This is a genomic window from Halobacillus sp. Cin3, from assembly GCF_947311855.1.
In the GTDB taxonomy this organism is placed as follows: domain Bacteria; phylum Bacillota; class Bacilli; order Bacillales; family Halobacillaceae; genus Halobacillus; species Halobacillus kuroshimensis.
In genome coordinates, this window is sequence record NZ_CAMZMV010000001.1 from 245447 (window position 1) to 262083 (window position 16637).

Consider the following 16637-nt stretch of genomic DNA (forward strand, 5'->3'; position numbering starts at 1 on the left):
GAGAGGCTCATCATGAAAACCAATGAAAACAAGACGTGGAAAAGGAAGCTGGGCTATGTAGGTTTTGCTCTGACTGCCTTCGGTCTATCCTTTTTCCTCGCTTATTCGCTCAACTATTATCCACTCGGCTATAATACAGTCGGAATGAAAATGGTTAATGAAGACCACACAGCTCTCACCTTGGAGAAAAACAACGCTTACGGAATGGCAGAGAAAACGGTGGTGTATGAGCCGCCTGAAGAGGATCAATGGAAAGTCAACATGCTCGTTGACTTGGTGAACGACCAGTCCATTCATTACTGGGTGTTTTTCACTTCCATCTTCGCATCGTTGTACTGGGTTGTCGTTGATGTGAAAAAAGGGGAGAGTGTTCGGAAAACCATCCTTTACAGTTCCTTGGGGGTTGCGCTGACAGGTCTTTCTTTAATGAATCAGCTGTATGATATTAAAGACATCCTGTCATAAATGGGATAAGGAGGAGGAGTGGATATGTACGGATGGCTGACAGGGGTATCGATTTTATTACTTGCTTTCATGCTGTATCTCAATCGCAGGACATTGTTTACAGACGTGGAAAACGTGAAGGTGCTGATCATGATCTTTGTTTTCCTTCCTCTTTTACTCGTTTTCATCGCAGGGTCTGTGATTTTATAAGAAAACAGAAGGGTGGAGACGAGATGTATCGGTTCAAGAAGACGATTTCGAATGAGAAAGAGCTTCGGAGTCTTGTCGGAGATCCAAGTGATCTCGTTGTAAATAAGGTTATTTCCTTCCTTGATGACAGCTGTATGGATTTTATCTCTAAATCTCCGTTTCTCGTGCTTACGACCTCAGGCGAAAAAGGACAGCCGGACACATCGCCAAGAGGAGATCATCCCGGCTTTGTCCATATCCTCAACGAAAAGCAGCTTGTGATACCGGAAAGACCCGGGAACAAACGGATCGATTCCCTGCGCAATATCATCGCCAATTCACGTGCCGGTCTGCTATTTTTCATTCCGGGACTTGGAGAAACACTCCGTATCAAAGGGCGGGCGGAGGTCATGCAGGATAAGGATGTGTTGAAGAGAATGGCGGTCAAAGGACGTCCGCCTGAGCTTGGCATTGCTGTGGAGGTGGAGGAGTGTTTCATCCACTGTGCCAAAGCTTTCATCCGCTCAAAACTCTGGCAGCCAGAGACATGGATCGGAGAAAGGGAACGCCCTTCTGCCGCACGGATGCTGTTTACACATGCCAGCCTTCCGAATTCCACGGTGGACTCGATCCAGGACCGGCTCGATGAGAGTTATAGAAATAAACTCTATTAATTGGAGGAGGGCGTACGTATGGATGTGGTCATGAACATATTGATCGGAGTAGGCCTTGTTTATTTTGTTTTCTTTCTCATAGCTGTCATTTCCGGAGTGAAAAAGGAATAAAGTTTGATAGAAGTAAGAAAAGCCGTCCACTCACTGGAACGGCTTTTCTTATTGGACCTTATCCTGGTTCTCCTGAAGGTAGCGGACGGTATATTCGATAAACTCTGCAAACTCCTCTGTAAAATCAGGGAATACATAGGCCATAACAGATTCTTCCACGGCTTGTTTCTGTATGTCAGAAGGGGAGGTGTTCGGGTATAAGCCAATCGCATAATGCAGCTGAGACTGGATGAATTTTTGAATGGTTGTCTCGTCCCAGCTAGGAAACGTCTCCTTGAGAATCCCGGTCAGTTCATACATGGCTTCAGCGAATTCATTTTTAAAAGGTACCAGTTTTTCCAGAGTCGCATTCCGTTCAATTACCGTAAAAAGCAGGGAGGTGAGCTGTAGAAATCTCGGATGCTGTCCGACGACGGAGGCCCATGTCCGGGCGAAGGCCGCGATGTCTGTGGTCATGTCCTGGTGGAGGGCGGCCATTAGATCATCCTTCAAAGAAAGGATTTCATCCATCGTTACAAGCAGAAAAATCTCTTCTTTGGAAGATATATATTTATATAAGTTCCCTCTTGTAAAGCTGGTTTCCTGAGCAATTTTTGCCAGTGTAATTTCGTGGAACGGCTCCTCATCAAAGAGTTTGACGGCTGCGTCCTTGATCTGCTGGATGCGGATTTTCCGCTGTTCTTCTGTTCTTACTCGTTCAAATGCCATCGTACATATCTCCTTTGCAGGAAAGTATAACACAAAAGTCTTGTAAGAGAGTAATGCCTGCTATATAATGATATCAAATAAGTAACGTGACGTCACGTTACTTAAATAGATGAGTATGACTAACGAGGAGGACATATGAATGACAAAAGGTGTGGTACTTATCACGGGAGCTTCATCCGGTATGGGGAAAGCAGCAGCGGAACAACTATTGAAAGAAGGGTACACCATTTACGGAGCGGCTCGCCGGGTGGAGAACATGAAAGATTTAGAGGAAAAAGGGGTGAACATCCTGCAGATGGATGTGACGGACGAGGCGTCGATCGAGGGTGGTATCCAACAGATGATAGAGGAGCAGGGGAGAATAGATGTTCTATTCAATAATGCAGGCTATGGCTCCTACGGGGCGGTCGAGGATGTTCCTATGACTGAGGCGAAGCGTCAGTTTGAAGTGAACTTATTTGGGCTGAGCCGGGTTACACAGCTTGTCCTGCCATACATGAGGAAGCAGAAATCAGGAAAGATCATCAACAACTCCTCCATGGGTGGGAAAATTTATACACCTCTTGGAGCCTGGTATCACGCTACAAAACATGCGCTTGAAGGATATTCCGACTGCCTCCGCCTTGAGTTGAAACCATTCGGCATCGATGTCGTCATCATAGAGCCTGGGAGTATCCAAAGTGAATGGACCGATATTATGCTGGACCATGTGGAAAAAACCTCCGGTTCGACGGCCTATCAACCAATGGCTCAATCGTTTATCAAAATGACCCGCAGCATGGGCGGAGCTTCTTCACCAGACGTTATTGCCACGCAAGTCGTCAAAGCTGTAAAAGCCGACAAGCCGAAAACAAGGTATGTGGCCGGAAAATACGCACGTCCGTTTATGTTTTTGAGAAAAATCGTGCCTGATAAAATGTTTGACCAGCTTCTGCTTCGGATGCTGAGGATGTAAAGAATCGACTAATAAATAACGTAACGTTACGTCATTATAAGGGAAGGAAAAAGAGAAGGATTACCTCTCTTTTTCCTTCCCTTTTTTCATTCCGGCGGCATAGAAAGGTCCGTGATTTACATACGGTCACTCATCTGCTTGTTTAAAGGAAAGCAGTGTAATCGTGATTAATATGATTCCCATACCCACCGACTGAATCAGAGATAAGCTGTCTTCAAGAATAAGTACACCGAACAGCGATGCGGTTACCGGTTCAACCATGGCGATAATCGAAGCGGTGGTGGGAGCCGTCCGTTTTATCCCGTATATATACAGCGCGAAGGAAAGACCGGCTCCGATCAGCCCAAGAAGAATAAATAGCGGCAGATCTCCGGATGTAAGAACGGAAGCAGCTTCCGGGATGTCCATGTATACGAACAGAATGGCACAGAAGGCGAGGAAGGCAATGGTTAATGTGGCCGGAGCGCTTCCTTTTGCAGAGGATTTTTTAAACCCAAATATAAATAAAGCATAGGATAGACCCGCTCCGAGTCCTGTCAGTGCCCCAGCAGGAGTTACAGCTGCTCCGCCACTTTTGTACGCACCGGTCAAAAGGACGATTCCTGTTAAGACAGAAGCAATGCATCCCCATTTCAGCCAGGAGGATTTTTCCATTCCTAATAGGAAAGAGGAAAGAAGCACAAAAATGGGGGCGGTGTACATGAGTATAGCCGCCACAGCGATGCTGGAAGCTTCAATACTCAGAAAGTAGAGGGTGAAGTTACCGGCTACACCAATTCCGGCTAACACCGCCCAGCCAAACAAGGACTTGGAGCGAGGGCGGTTCTTCCGCGGCTTCAAAAGAAACCATCCGAGGGCACAGATGAGACCGACCGCCCCTCTGTAAAAAGAAATCACTCCTGCGCTCCATCCTTTTTCCATTAAAACATCTGCAATGCCGCCGGTCAGTCCCCAAAAGACGGCCGCGGTCATGATAAACAGGGCACCTGCATATTTCATGAAATTCCCTCCTTCTATGATCAAAACTATTTTTCTCGTTTTCCATCTATGGTGCTGATTTAAACTTGAAAAATAGATTACAATAACATTCGTTATAAAGTAGTAGGGACTTCAGGGGGTTGAATCGATATATAAGAATAGCAAAATGCGTGTTTCTCCCTATAATTACGGAATGGGCTGGATGATGAATATAATAGATATCCAGACGGAACGGTTGGATAATAATGGAGCGTATACATTGCAGAAAAAGCGCCCTTGCTGTACATTGGTGCCAAGGTGGTGGATGAAGATGGATGTGAAGCAGCGTTGTGCAGAGAAGGCACTGGAATACATAACCGAGGGCAGTATTATGGGGCTTGGTGGAGGAAGTACAATCAAGCACTTGATTACGCTGATTAATGAAAACAAGATTTATGTGAAAGTAGTGACGCCGTCCTGGGAGACGGAACAGCACTGCATCGACGCCGGCCTGGAGGTCGTTTCCATCACAGACGTTAGTAAGATCGATACAGCATTTGACGGCTGTGACCAGGTCGATGAACAGTTTCACGCCTTGAAAAGCGGGGGAGGCATTCATTCGATGGAAAAACTGGTCGCTGAACTTTCAGAAGAATATATTCTGCTTGTCGATAAAACGAAGGTCGTCCCGGTATTAACCTATGACCACCCGGTCGTTTTGGAAGTACTGCCGCAGGCGCTGCATTTTGTAAATGAAAAGCTGAAATCGTTCCCGGCCCGCGCATCTCACGTCCGTCAAAGCAGCGGACAGGATGGACCGGTATATACCGGGAATGGAAACCTCTTAGTAGACGTTTTTATGGATGCGGGGCAGGACGGTGCTGATTTGGAACGCCGGTTCAAAGGGGTGACCGGTGTGGTCGATACATCGCTGTTTACGTCTGTCGTTACCAAGGTACTGGTAGCTGGAGAAACAGGAGTACAGGAAATGAAAAAAGGAGGAGATGTAAGATGACACAAGTAAATTGGGGAATTATAGGACCCGGCGGGATTGCCGGCAGTTTTGCCAAAGCCATCCAGGAGGTGAATGGAAGCGTTTATGCGGTATGGGGACGCAATTCTGACAAGACCCAAGCCTTTGCCGGTGAATATCAAGTGGAGCATGTCTATGAAGAAACGAAACAGCTGCTGCAGGATGACAATGTGGATGTCGTGTACATAGCTACTCCTCACAGCATTCATTATGAATATATTATGGACGCGTTAAAGCACGGCAAGCACGTTTTCTGTGAAAAGGCGATTACAATGAACGGAAAACAGCTTCAGGAAATTATCGATGTTGCAGAAGCTGAAAACCTTATCGTCGCTGAAGCGATGACCTTGTACCATATGCCTTTGTATCAGAAGCTTGCTGAAATGATACAAACAGGAAAAATCGGAAAAGTGAACATGATCAACGTGACGTTCGGAAGCTGTAAAGAGGATGATTCATCCAACCGCTTCTTCAACCCGGACCTGGCCGGGGGTGGGATGCTGGATATCGGCACCTATGCGCTGTCGTTTGTCCGGTTCTTCCTGTCCAGCCAGCCGACAGAGCTTCACACGACAGTGAAAAAATACCAAACGGGCGTCGATGAGCAGTCCGGCATTGTCATGAAGAATGAAGATGACGAAATGGCCGTCATCTCCCTTGCGATGCGGGCGAAGATGCCGAAGCGCGGGATTGTTGCCGGTGATGAAGGCTTCATTACCGTGGATGATTTCCCGAGGGCCCAGCAAGCGACGATCACATATACGGCGGATGGCTCTGTTGAAACGATCGAGGCCGGTGATACGAAGAAGGCGCTGCAGTATGAGGTAGAGGCTGTAAACCGTTTGATACTGGAAAAAGGGGAAAACTGGACCCTTCCGCTTTCCCGCCAGGTGATGGAGTTAATGGATGAAGCCCGCCAACAGTGGGAGTTAACGTACGATTTTGAATAAATGAAAAGGCAGCGCCCGGTTTTGGCGCTGCTTTCTTTATATCAATAGCTGTCGAACAAGTCCTGTTGATCGGGAATGTTTTCGAGGTAGGTGATTTCCCCATTCTCATTGAGCATCGCTTTATCAATGCCGGTCTGGGTGTACACTTTGCCGGAAGCGAGCTTCCCGCAGACAGCCCATCTCGTTACATAAAGGTCCGTTCCCTCGTGTTTTCTCCAGCCTTCATACATATGCTTCAAATCCACGTTGTTTTCATAAATGCTGCGGACGAAGGATTTCCAGTTGTCTATTCCTTCTTTACGGTCTCCGTTCAGGACAAAAACCATATCTTCACTGAACAGCTGATGAAGCTCTTCTTCCGCTTGTTCACTCGTTCTGGAACGGTCAAATAAGTCGAAATACAGATCTAAGTTTTTCATGATGTCTCTCCTTCAATAGATCCCGTGCAGGATATGTGATACGCGTTTAAACATATAGAATAAGGGGGCCTGTTGTCAAAAAAACGGCCTGACATTAAGATTTTTCCTCTGGATGACTGTGATAAAATAATTGGTAAAACGTTTGATCACAAAGGGGACGTACGTATGATTTCATTTCTATTAACATTGAAGCGGCTGTTGACCGCCTTAGTCCGGAGTATGAAGGAGCCAGTCTTCCGCTCGCTGCTGACGACACTAGCTTTCATTCTGCTTTCCGGTACGTTATTTTACAGAGGGGTGGAGGGCTGGACGTATCTGGATGCCTTTTATTATGCCTTCAGCAGTCTGATTCCAACCAGCGGCAATACCGGCCTTGTCCCCCAGGAGGACTTGAGTAAATGGTTTACGATGATCTATCTGTTTGTCGGGATGGGCGTCATGGCTATGGTGTTAATCAAAGTGGGATTGGCGGTTGCGGATTTCGAGAAGCACGAGGGAAACCAAACCCAGCGCAGAAAGACATTATAAAATTTTTGTTGACCGGACAACCGTCTCTGCTTACAATAGAAAACAATATCTTTAAACACAACTTCAGAAAGACTCGTATAACGTTGGAAATAAGGTCCAAAAGTCTCTACCAAACTACCGTAAATAGTTTGACTACGAGGAACGAATGAGAGGGGAACGTCTAACTATGGACAGGTTCCCGTTTATTCATTACTCCTTAACGTCAAACTCCAGGTCTGTTTCCTGGAGTTTTTTTATATCGATGACCAGCCGGCGGTACGTGCTTATCTCGTTCAAAGAAAGGGGCAGAAGCATGGATCAACACAAAGAGCAGTTACGAAAACGTATAGAGGTGGCAGCCGGAAAACGACCCGCTGACAAGGTAATCAAGAATGGCCGGGTGATCGACGTCTTTAACCAGCGGGTGATGGAAAAGGATATCGCCATATTGGATGGTCTCATTGTCGGTCTGGGAAGCTATGATTCAGCTGCAGAAATCGTGGATGCCGGTGGAAAGTTCGTAGCTCCCGGCTTCATTGACGGACACGTTCATATGGAATCGTCCATGGTAAGACCGAGTGAATTTGCCAAAGTCGCTCTTTCTTGTGGAGTTACGTCTGTTGTGACGGATCCGCATGAAATCGCCAACGTCTGCGGAAAGGAAGGGATCCAGTTCATGATGGATGATGCGGCAGACAGCCTCTTAGATGTTTATTTTATGATGCCGTCCTGTGTGCCCGCCGCAAGCCTTGAACAGAACGGAGCGCACCTTTTGGCTGATGACCTCGAAGGTTTTTACAAAAATAAACAGGTGCTCGGACTCGCTGAAGTCATGGACTTCCCGGCTGTCGCATCAGGGGCAGAGGATATGGTGGAAAAGCTGCTTACCGCGTCCCGTCTCGGTGTTCCGATTGACGGCCATGGTGCAGGATTTGATGAGAGTGCCCTGAACATTTATAAGGCCGCCGGCATCACGACGGATCATGAATGCAATACAGGCGACGAAGCCCTGGAGCGCATTGAACGGGGCATGCATGTCCTCATCCGGCAGGGATCGGCTTCCAAGGATCTTGCGTCCATTGTTCCTGTTGTGAACCAGCGCAATGCGCACAGGTTCCTTTTCTGCACCGATGATAAAGGCCTTGACGAATTAATGGAGGAAGGCAGCATCGATGATAACGTCCGGTTAAGCATAAAACATGGGATCGATCCGATTCAGGCCGTGCAGATGGCGACAATCAACGCCGCGGAATGCTACGGTCTGAAGCGGAAGGGAGCAGTCGCCCCGGGGTATGAAGCGGACCTTGTTTTCTTTGATGATTTAGAAAACATACAGGTTCAAGCAGTGTATAAAGCAGGAGTGAAGGTGGCGGAGGCAGGGAGCTATGTTAGTGACCAGCGTGAAGCTGATCCTGTTGTTCCATCAGTCTGTGACACCGTTCATATTCCTGAAATGACAGAGGGTTCTCTTGATATCCCTGTCTCCAATCAGCAAGCCACGGTTATTGAAGTTGTTCCCAACCGTCTGCTGACGCACAAACGGAGCGAACGTGTGGATGTCGAAAACGGGTTGTTTGTCCCGTCACAGGAACATGACCAATGCAAACTCGTCGTGGTCGAGCGTCATAAGAACACCGGGGACAGGGGCCTTGGTATTGTGAAAGGCCTTAAAATTGAGAACGGTGCGATTGTTTCAACAGTCGCCCATGACTCCCACAACCTGGTGGCGGCAGGGACAAGTGACCAGGATATTTTAACAGCGGTCCATCACCTTCACGAGACAGGCGGAGGTCTTGCCGTCGTTCAAAACGGGAAAGTCCTTGCATCCGTGAAGCTGGAAATTGCCGGACTGATGTCTAAACAGGACGCCCCAATGCTTTATCAAGGATTGAAAAAAATCGACGGAGCCTTGGAACGCGTATTAAAAAATGATGTGGATATCCACCCATTTTTGACCTTATCGTTCTTAACGCTCCCGGTCATACCAGAGCTCAAGCTGACAACGAAAGGATTATTTGATACGACCCAGCAGAAGCATATCCCCGTCAGTTCATCCTGAACACGAAAAGCTGAAGAAGCACGTGTCTTCAGCTTTTTTCTTTTTTCCAGAGAGGATATTGAGGATTGTGAGGGATTCTGAAATAATTGTCATAACCTGGGTTTCATCTGTTGCAGACAGCACATACTCTGCAAACCCTACAGAAAGAAGGGGTGCTATGAAAAAGAAGGGATGGGTCATGACCGCCGTACTCGCTTTACTCATCATGAGCAGCTGTTCCAATCAGGAACGATACATCTATGAAGGGGATAGTGAACATTGGCATGGAGAAATGGAAGTGAATGTCACGGAGAAAGAAACGACTGAAGATTTTGCTTTGATATTCAACGGTGATGTGGAGCAGCTGGGGGAAGCTGGTTATGTAACATACGAATATGAAATGATCACGTCTGGGGGGCGTGGAGAAATCAACTTCGAGAATACCCCGGAAAGCAGGACATTTACGCACCATTCCGGCAGTAACTCTTCCGTGTTCACCAGTGATCAGACCATCCGAGTGACCGTCGAGTGGGGAGGAAACAAAGAAGAATTAGAGTTGAAGAAGTAACAGTCACACGGTTTCTTATTGGCTCTGGAAACAGGTTTATCTATGTACCTCAAAGTGAATCATTTACAAACCTGCCTTTTCTATTCGCTTCTCATAGAAGAAGCTGCTAGAAAAGGTGGATGACATTTTTGTTGGAGATGGGAGGAAAATCTATGAAAAACACCCTGTACATTATTATTGGATCTCTTTTATTTGCGCTGGCTGTCACGCAGCTGGCGATGCCGAACTCCATCGCTGAAGGCGGCATTGTCGGTGCTTCTCTTTTGATTTACTACAGCACCGGAATCTCCCCTGGGATTACGACACCGATCATATTCGTCGCCCTGCTCGGTGTCGGCATAAGGTATCTTCCGAAGCCGATGGTAATCAAAACCGTTTTTAATGTGGCTTTATTTTCCTTTTTCCTATGGTTTTTCGAACACATCTGGGCGTATCCGATCGAAGATGCCCTGCTTGCCGCCATTTTTGCCGGCGTTATTACCGGAATCGGTTTCGGTTTCATTTATCAGGCCGGCAGTTCAGTCGGAGGGACCTCTATTATCGCCCGGATGCTCAACCATCAGCTCGGGTGGGATTTGACCGGAGTGACGTTAGCGCTTGATGCGATGGTCGTTGTTGCGGGTATCTTTATCATCGGTCCCATCTCCACCATGTACACGCTGATTACCTTGTACGTTGGAAAGATCGTGACGGACTTTGTGCTCGGTGGCTTTGACTCTAAAAAAGCGATCAATATCATTTCTCCGAAGACGGAGGAAATTTCTCAGCGGATTACAACGGAACTTGCCTCCAGTGCGACGCTGTTTTATGGAACAGGTGAATATTCCAAGGAGGAGCGCCGGGTGCTGTACATCATTGTCCATACCCACCGTCTTCTTAAGCTGAAGCGGGTTGTAAAAGAAACCGACCCTGACGCCTTTATTGTTGTGCACAATGTGAAGGACGTATCGGGTGGATTTATTTCATAGGATTTCAAAAAAAGCAGTTACTCTTCATGAATAACTGCTTTTTTTATTGCCATAGTTCTTATCAGCCGTTTTTGGAATGGATGTTTATAACCTCGATATTCCCTGCATACTGGACGTTTCCGGATTCAGAAGAGATGTTTACTTCTAATACATAACTCCCTGTAGAATCAGGAAATTCAAATTCCCCATATTCAAGGTCCAATTCCTCTTCTTCATCACCCTTCCAAAGTGATACCTGGAAATCATCTAATTGAAAATCCTGATGACTCAAAGTTAACGATGCTGTGGAACCGGAATTGACTTGAATGACTTCCTGTTCGCTGGCGAACGCTTGGAAATCATTTGTTTCCTCATGTGCTTCTCCTTCCCAATCCACGGAAGCTTTTGCTAAATCATAGGTGTCTTCGCTCATCAGGTGCGAAGAGGTGAGAGTGATTTCCGGGGAGGAAAAGTCGTAACTTTCACCAAAACAGCCACTTAAAAAGATGATGCATCCTAAGCCAACGGTGAAACGTAATATACTGAACAATTTGTCCGCCTCCTTTCAAAACTTCAAATACGATTGATAGCTGGGCTTGAAATCGCAATTCTTTTTACATCAATATCCCCCAAAATTGGAATTATTTACATTATAAATAATCTAAGTGTGTAAGACCACGTGAATATTATAATTTCTAACTTTCGTAATTTCTTGGATTAGGAAGGTGATTTTTGTTTTTTGTCGAAGGGGAGAAAATTGGGAGGTAGAGAGTTGTCATCGATTTCGCTCTTTTATTTGGTGTGCTGCTGACCTTGTTTTCACTCGTCACCATTGGGAAGGTAAAAGGAGAAAATACTTTTCAGCGGATCATTCACAACGGGTGTCTGATCACAGGCATCGTTTTATTAACTGGTTTTATCATTCAGTTTCAATAATTTATTGGAAAATATTAAGAGGAGGCTCATGCTTGATTACCATCGCTTTAGCATTCATCGCTATCGTCCTTATTGTCATTGCCCGTAACCTGCAGTTTATTGGCAAACAGTTGAAAAAGATTGCGGAAAGTGATCGTCATGATGGATAAAGGCTCCTTCCGTCTCTGCGCCTGTGCTGATCATCCGGCGCCCTATTTGGAAAAAAGGGAGCACTGTATTTTGGATTGCGATATGATAGGAACAAAAGAACGGTAAAGGAGGAAAAAGTATGTCTAAGGAAAAGCTTTTATCTCAAGAGGAAAGTGATCAGCTTCTATCTTCATTGAAGCAGCGTTTTAAGAAGCACCCGGAACGTCATCAGGAGATTCAGTGGGGTGATGTAGAAAGAAAGCTGAACGCACATCCTGAGAAAACAGCTGTGCTTTATCGTATGGAAGAGACGGGCGGTGAGCCGGATGTGGTGCTTTACGATGAAGAGAAAGATGAGCTTGTCTTTTTTGACTGTGTGAAGGAAAGTCCAAAAGGGCAGAGAAGCGTCTGCTATGATCGGGAGGCGCTGGATGCGAGAAAGAAATACAAACCGGAAACCTCAGCAGTGGAACTGGCCGGGGACATCGGCATCGAAATGCTTTCTGAACAGGAATACCGTTTTCTTCAGGAAACGGGAGAATATGATACGAAAACATCCAGCTGGGTAAAAACCCCGGACGATATCCGCTCCAAAGGTGGGGCCATTTTCTGCGACCTCCGTTATGGACGTGTATTCACCTATCATAACGGTGCGGAATCCTACTATGCCGCCCGCGGATTCAGAGGGTCACTCCGGTTATAAAAAGAGAAAGGGGATTCGATGAAATACGCCGTATCCGTAACCGATACATCCAAAGTACAATCTATTGAAAAAAGCGGAAAGCTGATATTGGAAGAGCTTGAAAGGTTTTCTGAGCAGCTCAGGACAATTTCCTCGTATAATTCACCGCGGGGCATCGTTTTTCATGATGTTCCGTCTGCAACAGAACTTTATTCGACCATTCCGCTTCCGGCGTATACGTCCAGGGATCTGATTCATCTTCATCCTGTGGTAGAGACGTGGAAAGAGCTGTATAGACCAAGTGCTGCAGGAGTGCCGCAAGCGGAGAAGTATTATGACAGCCTGACCGTAAAAGATGTGGCTGTGATTGCCGCTCATGAACTCACTCACCACGCCGATGTTTTTCACTCTGAGTTTGAAACATGGGATGAAGAAGATGCCCGGGATATGTGGTTTGAAGAGGGGCTCTGCTTTTACATACCGAGAACGCTGATGTTGAGGAAAGACAGGTGCCAAACCATCATGGAAGTCGAACGCTTATTGATCGACAAATTTAAGGAAGAATACGGCACATATCCGCTTGATCAATTCGGAGCTGCGGGATACCGGGGAGGAAGCAGTGAGGCACTATCCGCCGCTTTTTATGATTACTGGAGAAGTACCCACGTCGTCTCCGTACTCGCAGAAAAATACTGCGGAGGAAGTGTCCATTCGCTACTGGGTATCTATCGTGAGTGGGTGGAGGGGACTTCGGATGAGAGTCTGCAGCAGTTTTTTGTGACGTACTTCTCTCTGACAAAAAAAGAGTCGGAAGCGCTGTGGTTGCTGTAGATCGGACTATATCTCTGATGAAAGTCCGGCGGCGATGGCTCTGAGAGGGGATGTGACCGCTTTGTACATAGCATGGGAGATCCCCCGGATGGAAGGGCTTCCCGCTCCTGGTGGGTTGCATTTCAATCAATCAACCACTACCCATTTATCTCCATAATCTTCTCTGCTTCTCTGTTGATTTTCTTACTGGTTGGGTACGGTTACTGGTTAGAAAGCTGCCGGTTCGATATGTGGCATTGTTCCTGTATTCATTGTTTTAGAAATGAAGATTGCGCTTATATCAAGGATAGTCTATCAGAGAAAACATACTTGCATGAAAATAAGAATATCTTGGAGTTAAAAGAAGGCTGGAAAATGGGATGAGGGCAGAAATCATGAATAATTTCATGAGATATTTAATGGACCATAAAAGGCTTACAATTTTAATAGGGATTATCTGCGTGATAGTAGGTATTATCCTGCAAGAATTTCTCTTACACTTAGAGTTTTACTTCGTTAATGATACTCTAACTATAATCTTCATGGGAATTGGATTTTGTTTACTCATTATACCTACTTTTGGTGAAAAAGAAGATAGAATTAAAGTAGTCGTCATTAAATCATTGTTAATCTTTTTTCTAATAATATTAGTTAGTAGCATTCTTACAAAAATGAATGTGTCTAATGATTCATGGGTTAGAACGATATGTATTGTTTCGACCAGTTTGTTACTGTTAGTGAAAGTTAAGAAATAGCATTCCTGTTCAATTAACTATTATTCCAGTAGGGGTTTTTTCAGCTCTATGAGGTCGATGTAAGTATATTTCGTTGACTTCTTCAGCTATATTCCTAAATCCAGTATTAATAAAATGAAGGAAAAACGGCAGACCATAAAAATTAAATGGTCTGCCGTTGTATTAGTTTGTTTGTAGAGGACTTAGTTTCGAGGTAACTACAATGAAGAAGACTTCTTTATTCTCAAAAAATTTTTGTCCGTTGAAAAAGTAGATGATAATATGTGTGTGAATATATTTCGAGGAGATGGACAATGAAAAGGTTTATACTGACTTCTTTAATGCTTCCTTGTTTATTTTTAGTAGGTTGCAGTGAAGTAAACCAAAAAGATGAGGTAAATCAATCTCAAAAAGAAGGGGATACGATTCAAGAGCATCAAAAAAACAAAATGTTGAGAAGGACCATGAAGAAAGTGAAGAAAATACATCTGGTGGGAACTTTGAAGCAGTTGCTCAAAAGGAAGATATAGAAGAAGTTAAAATAGGCCCTTTAACTATAAATGTGGTTGTCTCTAATTTAGTTACAGGTACCATAACAGATCCAATCATACTTAATAAAATAGGAAAAGAAAATATTGACTACATAAACATAGGTTTGGACATTGATACAACAGATGAGGATATTAACTTCTCTAGTGAGCACTTAAAGTTAACTACCAATACAGGTGAAACCTTTGAATCCCCTCATGACTTTATGAGTGACCAAGTGGAAATGCAGTATATTAAGGAAAGTTTTACAAGGTCTCGAATGATTGCTTATCTGTTCGAAACTTCGACAGTCGAAGATATTGAAAGTGTTGATTTACTTATAAAGGCTCCTACGGATAGTAATGGTCAACCTCTGGGTGAAGATGCAAATATAAAAATCGATTTTTAGCGGTCTATGGACTATGTCCTTAAGATATTGAGATTTTGTACTTTCATCTCAATATCTCCCTTTACGCGTAAGGGGGGGCTGATTGTAATATCGTGAAACGGATGGAAATGATGTCACATTAGAACGTAACACTGTTCTTTGTAGACACCTTAGTGATGTAGAATGATTAAAATCATTAAATTGTTACATTTGGAAGGTAGGAGGTCTATAATGGCGAATAAATACATACATACGATTAATATAATTATAGGCGTATTGGTTTTAGGTTTCAGCGTTTTCTTAGCTTGGGCTGTCGCAGCATTTGCTCCTGAAGAAAATGCTGCAGTAATTTTTATTCCAATACTGGTAACGGCCGTTTGGGGTGTAGGTTATTTGGTACAGCTTAAATATAATTCATTAAAAAATGTAATGATTATGGTCCCTATTGAAGCCATCATATTTTACCTGATCATAACAAAAACCACCTCACTTATTAATTAAATCTGCACTAAAACCCCATTTAATGAAAAGAGGGGGCTCATGCTCAATAAAAGCGTTCGCCTTATTAAATAAGTATTGGATCTTATTCGTAATCGATCTACTCATCATTCATGATCTATGGATTTACTGGGGCTTGCTCGTGCTTACCTATTATTTCCGGTTGGATACAGGGATTACTTCAGATATGGGGTGTCTTTTTATGTGAACGATGGCGGTTACATTTATTTTCATAACAATAATATTGAAACAAGGAAGCAAGAATCTAATGGAAAAGCTTATTGAGCAAAATAATGATGAAATAATCATAAAGTATATGGTAGTTAGTGTTTTCTCCTTGCTGACTTTAAGGAAGTTTAAGAAAGTAGAGAAAATAAGAAAAGATTTAAAAAAACAGCAAAAACTAAACCGTGATTCTCATAGAATATAAGACATTACATAAATTGCACTAATAAGAGGCTGTTTATCAATAGCGTTTTTGCTTATATACAAAACATCATGTTTGCAAAGCTGACATGTCAAAGGGAGATTCAAGTAGTCAGAGGTCCTGCAGGATAAAAGATGATTGATAATAATGTTCTTCATGATGTTGTAAACAACGGACTACTTAACATTTAGTTTAGCAGCTTTGGAAACACTGCCATCAAACTTTCCATTTTCATCTTCCCATTGTGCTGTTAAAAGAATACTGTACTCTCCTTTACTGCTAATTACGAATGAATTACCATCGACAACCTCATCCGAAATAGATGCTGTATCGTTCTTTAGAGTTTCTGTTATATAACTTATTTTCTTGGGTTGTGGGCCATCAATGTTAATTGTGATTTCTTCATCTTCTTTAACAGAAGTGATACTTACATCTTCAGTCATTTTATATAAGTTAACATTACCTAATTCTCGGTTTACAGTTTCTTCATAGCAACTGTTTGATGGGAAACAATTTAGAACTGATTCAGAGGTAATGTTCTGCTTATTTTGGGACAATGAAACTTTCACATTGTCTAAAGGAATGGATTTCTCTTTATTTTCTTCATATGTTTGTTCATTTTTTGTTGTGTTTTCGGGATTCGTTGAGTTTTGGTTATTTGGTTGGCAGGCTCCGAGTACAACAATGAGTGATAATAAAGCTATGGTTTTAAGATATGACATATATATACTCCTTATAGTTAAATGGTCATTTATTTGTTATATATACTTGAAGGAAACGTTACTATTTTATTCCATTAATATTAAACGATAAAACATAAAATTTACCAGTTAGGATTAATAGTAAGCGTTTATTCTGGGAGAAAGATAGGATTGTTAGAAGGAAGGACGCTGCAGAAATATAGATGGTGGGCTTAATTATTTCTAAAGTATTGTATGTAATAAAAGTATATAGTTTTGAATAGAGGTAATGGATAAATCATTGATAATCATCTTAATATCAAGT

At 43.8% G+C, this 16637-nt stretch carries 21 protein-coding genes and 1 riboswitch; of the genes, 16 read left to right on the forward strand and 5 right to left on the reverse strand.

Annotation, left to right across the window (positions count from 1 at the left end; all coding sequences use genetic code 11):
- Positions 1-12 precede the first annotated feature (12 nt).
- Genes QMA39_RS01360 through QMA39_RS01370 form a run of 3 tightly spaced genes read left to right on the forward strand, consistent with a single transcriptional unit; the run spans position 13 to position 1307 of the window.
- Positions 13-465, forward strand: a complete 453-nt coding sequence (locus tag QMA39_RS01360) for a hypothetical protein (RefSeq protein WP_281657781.1) — start codon at positions 13-15, stop codon at positions 463-465.
- A gap of 24 nt (positions 466-489) precedes the next feature.
- A complete protein-coding gene (locus tag QMA39_RS01365) occupies positions 490-654 on the forward strand; it encodes a hypothetical protein (RefSeq protein ID WP_281657782.1) in 165 nt (54 codons plus the stop codon).
- Positions 655-677: 23 nt separating this feature from the next.
- Positions 678-1307, forward strand: coding sequence for a pyridoxamine 5'-phosphate oxidase family protein (locus tag QMA39_RS01370; RefSeq protein WP_281657783.1), 630 nt, complete (start codon positions 678-680; stop codon positions 1305-1307).
- A gap of 159 nt (positions 1308-1466) precedes the next feature.
- Here the strand turns inward: QMA39_RS01370 and QMA39_RS01375 are convergent, their stop codons facing one another.
- Positions 1467-2126 carry a TetR/AcrR family transcriptional regulator gene (locus tag QMA39_RS01375; RefSeq protein ID WP_281657784.1) on the reverse strand — a complete coding sequence of 220 codons (660 nt, stop codon included), beginning with the start codon at positions 2124-2126 and terminating at the stop codon, positions 1467-1469.
- 139 nt (positions 2127-2265) lie between these two features.
- Between QMA39_RS01375 and QMA39_RS01380 the strand changes: the two genes are divergently transcribed.
- A complete protein-coding gene (locus QMA39_RS01380; protein ID WP_206932149.1) occupies positions 2266-3081 on the forward strand; it encodes an oxidoreductase in 816 nt (271 codons plus the stop codon).
- A 126-nt stretch (positions 3082-3207) separates the two neighbouring features.
- Here the strand turns inward: QMA39_RS01380 and QMA39_RS01385 are convergent, their stop codons facing one another.
- On the reverse strand, positions 3208-4080 hold the full coding sequence (locus QMA39_RS01385) for an EamA family transporter (protein WP_206932150.1): 873 nt from the start codon (positions 4078-4080) through the stop codon (positions 3208-3210).
- A 181-nt stretch (positions 4081-4261) separates the two neighbouring features.
- On the opposite strand from QMA39_RS01385, the gene rpiA reads away from it, so the two are divergent.
- Both rpiA and QMA39_RS01395 read left to right on the forward strand, forming a co-directional pair.
- A complete protein-coding gene (rpiA, locus tag QMA39_RS01390; protein ID WP_281657785.1) occupies positions 4262-5053 on the forward strand; it encodes a ribose 5-phosphate isomerase A in 792 nt (263 codons plus the stop codon).
- Positions 5050-6021: a Gfo/Idh/MocA family oxidoreductase gene (locus tag QMA39_RS01395; protein ID WP_281657786.1), complete on the forward strand. Its 972-nt coding sequence runs from the start codon at positions 5050-5052 to the stop codon at positions 6019-6021. Before rpiA ends, QMA39_RS01395 begins: the two co-directional genes overlap by 4 nt.
- Positions 6022-6062: 41 nt before the next feature.
- Here the strand turns inward: QMA39_RS01395 and QMA39_RS01400 are convergent, their stop codons facing one another.
- The gene (locus QMA39_RS01400) at positions 6063-6440 is read right to left on the reverse strand and encodes a nuclear transport factor 2 family protein (RefSeq protein WP_206932152.1); all 378 of its coding nucleotides are present in this window, start codon (positions 6438-6440) and stop codon (positions 6063-6065) included.
- A 165-nt stretch (positions 6441-6605) separates the two neighbouring features.
- Between QMA39_RS01400 and QMA39_RS01405 the strand changes: the two genes are divergently transcribed.
- The 4 genes from QMA39_RS01405 (at position 6606) to QMA39_RS01420 (ending at position 10521) form a co-directional block, all read left to right on the forward strand.
- A complete protein-coding gene (locus tag QMA39_RS01405) occupies positions 6606-6968 on the forward strand; it encodes a potassium channel family protein (protein ID WP_027953822.1) in 363 nt (120 codons plus the stop codon).
- A gap of 53 nt (positions 6969-7021) precedes the next feature.
- Positions 7022-7123: riboswitch (purine riboswitch) on the forward strand.
- Positions 7124-7260: 137 nt separating this feature from the next.
- On the forward strand, positions 7261-9006 hold the full coding sequence (gene ade, locus QMA39_RS01410) for an adenine deaminase (protein ID WP_281657787.1): 1746 nt from the start codon (positions 7261-7263) through the stop codon (positions 9004-9006).
- 157 nt (positions 9007-9163) lie between these two features.
- Positions 9164-9553 (forward strand): hypothetical protein, encoded by a 390-nt coding sequence (locus QMA39_RS01415; RefSeq protein ID WP_206932156.1) that lies wholly within the window; start codon positions 9164-9166, stop codon positions 9551-9553.
- A 152-nt stretch (positions 9554-9705) separates the two neighbouring features.
- Positions 9706-10521: a YitT family protein gene (locus tag QMA39_RS01420; protein WP_281657788.1), complete on the forward strand. Its 816-nt coding sequence runs from the start codon at positions 9706-9708 to the stop codon at positions 10519-10521.
- A 61-nt stretch (positions 10522-10582) separates the two neighbouring features.
- On the opposite strand, the gene QMA39_RS01425 is transcribed toward QMA39_RS01420, so the two are convergent.
- Positions 10583-11050, reverse strand: a complete 468-nt coding sequence (locus tag QMA39_RS01425; RefSeq protein WP_206932159.1) for a hypothetical protein — start codon at positions 11048-11050, stop codon at positions 10583-10585.
- Positions 11051-11704: 654 nt separating this feature from the next.
- Here QMA39_RS01425 and QMA39_RS01430 point away from each other — a divergent pair.
- The 6 genes from QMA39_RS01430 to QMA39_RS01455 all read left to right on the forward strand — a co-directional run bounded on the left by QMA39_RS01430 (position 11705) and on the right by QMA39_RS01455 (position 15635).
- Complete coding sequence (locus QMA39_RS01430) at positions 11705-12268, forward strand: DUF4256 domain-containing protein (protein WP_281657789.1); 564 nt, start codon at positions 11705-11707, stop codon at positions 12266-12268.
- Between the two features lie 18 nt (positions 12269-12286).
- Positions 12287-13078, forward strand: a complete 792-nt coding sequence (locus QMA39_RS01435) for a hypothetical protein (protein ID WP_206932161.1) — start codon at positions 12287-12289, stop codon at positions 13076-13078.
- A 1027-nt stretch (positions 13079-14105) separates the two neighbouring features.
- Complete coding sequence (locus tag QMA39_RS01440) at positions 14106-14321, forward strand: hypothetical protein (RefSeq protein WP_206932162.1); 216 nt, start codon at positions 14106-14108, stop codon at positions 14319-14321.
- Positions 14322-14353: 32 nt separating this feature from the next.
- Positions 14354-14728, forward strand: coding sequence for a hypothetical protein (locus tag QMA39_RS01445; protein ID WP_206932163.1), 375 nt, complete (start codon positions 14354-14356; stop codon positions 14726-14728).
- A gap of 210 nt (positions 14729-14938) precedes the next feature.
- The gene (locus QMA39_RS01450) at positions 14939-15208 is read left to right on the forward strand and encodes a hypothetical protein (protein ID WP_281657790.1); all 270 of its coding nucleotides are present in this window, start codon (positions 14939-14941) and stop codon (positions 15206-15208) included.
- A 265-nt stretch (positions 15209-15473) separates the two neighbouring features.
- Positions 15474-15635: a hypothetical protein gene (locus QMA39_RS01455; protein ID WP_206932165.1), complete on the forward strand. Its 162-nt coding sequence runs from the start codon at positions 15474-15476 to the stop codon at positions 15633-15635.
- A 173-nt stretch (positions 15636-15808) separates the two neighbouring features.
- On the opposite strand, the gene QMA39_RS01460 is transcribed toward QMA39_RS01455, so the two are convergent.
- Positions 15809-16354, reverse strand: coding sequence for a hypothetical protein (locus tag QMA39_RS01460; protein ID WP_281657791.1), 546 nt, complete (start codon positions 16352-16354; stop codon positions 15809-15811).
- Positions 16355-16637 lie beyond the last annotated feature (283 nt).

Excerpts from the sequence above, each read along its gene's own strand:
- QMA39_RS01450 (WP_281657790.1), top strand. The coding sequence starts at position 14,939 with ATGGCGAATAAATACATACATACGATTAATATAATTATAGGCGTATTG.
- QMA39_RS01360 (WP_281657781.1), top strand. The coding sequence starts at position 13 with ATGAAAACCAATGAAAACAAGACGTGGAAAAGGAAGCTGGGCTATGTA.
- QMA39_RS01440 (WP_206932162.1), top strand. The coding sequence starts at position 14,106 with ATGAAAAGGTTTATACTGACTTCTTTAATGCTTCCTTGTTTATTTTTA.
- QMA39_RS01460 (WP_281657791.1), bottom strand. The coding sequence starts at position 16,354 with ATGTCATATCTTAAAACCATAGCTTTATTATCACTCATTGTTGTACTC.
- QMA39_RS01385 (WP_206932150.1), bottom strand. The coding sequence starts at position 4,080 with ATGAAATATGCAGGTGCCCTGTTTATCATGACCGCGGCCGTCTTTTGG.
- QMA39_RS01380 (WP_206932149.1), top strand. The coding sequence starts at position 2,266 with ATGACAAAAGGTGTGGTACTTATCACGGGAGCTTCATCCGGTATGGGG.
- QMA39_RS01365 (WP_281657782.1), top strand. The coding sequence starts at position 490 with ATGTACGGATGGCTGACAGGGGTATCGATTTTATTACTTGCTTTCATG.
- QMA39_RS01400 (WP_206932152.1), bottom strand. The coding sequence starts at position 6,440 with ATGAAAAACTTAGATCTGTATTTCGACTTATTTGACCGTTCCAGAACG.
- QMA39_RS01370 (WP_281657783.1), top strand. The coding sequence starts at position 678 with ATGTATCGGTTCAAGAAGACGATTTCGAATGAGAAAGAGCTTCGGAGT.
- ade (WP_281657787.1), top strand. The coding sequence starts at position 7,261 with ATGGATCAACACAAAGAGCAGTTACGAAAACGTATAGAGGTGGCAGCC.
- QMA39_RS01395 (WP_281657786.1), top strand. The coding sequence starts at position 5,050 with ATGACACAAGTAAATTGGGGAATTATAGGACCCGGCGGGATTGCCGGC.
- QMA39_RS01405 (WP_027953822.1), top strand. The coding sequence starts at position 6,606 with ATGATTTCATTTCTATTAACATTGAAGCGGCTGTTGACCGCCTTAGTC.
- QMA39_RS01375 (WP_281657784.1), bottom strand. The coding sequence starts at position 2,126 with ATGGCATTTGAACGAGTAAGAACAGAAGAACAGCGGAAAATCCGCATC.
- QMA39_RS01420 (WP_281657788.1), top strand. The coding sequence starts at position 9,706 with ATGAAAAACACCCTGTACATTATTATTGGATCTCTTTTATTTGCGCTG.
- QMA39_RS01430 (WP_281657789.1), top strand. The coding sequence starts at position 11,705 with ATGTCTAAGGAAAAGCTTTTATCTCAAGAGGAAAGTGATCAGCTTCTA.
- rpiA (WP_281657785.1), top strand. The coding sequence starts at position 4,262 with ATGATGAATATAATAGATATCCAGACGGAACGGTTGGATAATAATGGA.
- QMA39_RS01415 (WP_206932156.1), top strand. The coding sequence starts at position 9,164 with ATGAAAAAGAAGGGATGGGTCATGACCGCCGTACTCGCTTTACTCATC.
- QMA39_RS01435 (WP_206932161.1), top strand. The coding sequence starts at position 12,287 with ATGAAATACGCCGTATCCGTAACCGATACATCCAAAGTACAATCTATT.
- QMA39_RS01455 (WP_206932165.1), top strand. The coding sequence starts at position 15,474 with ATGGAAAAGCTTATTGAGCAAAATAATGATGAAATAATCATAAAGTAT.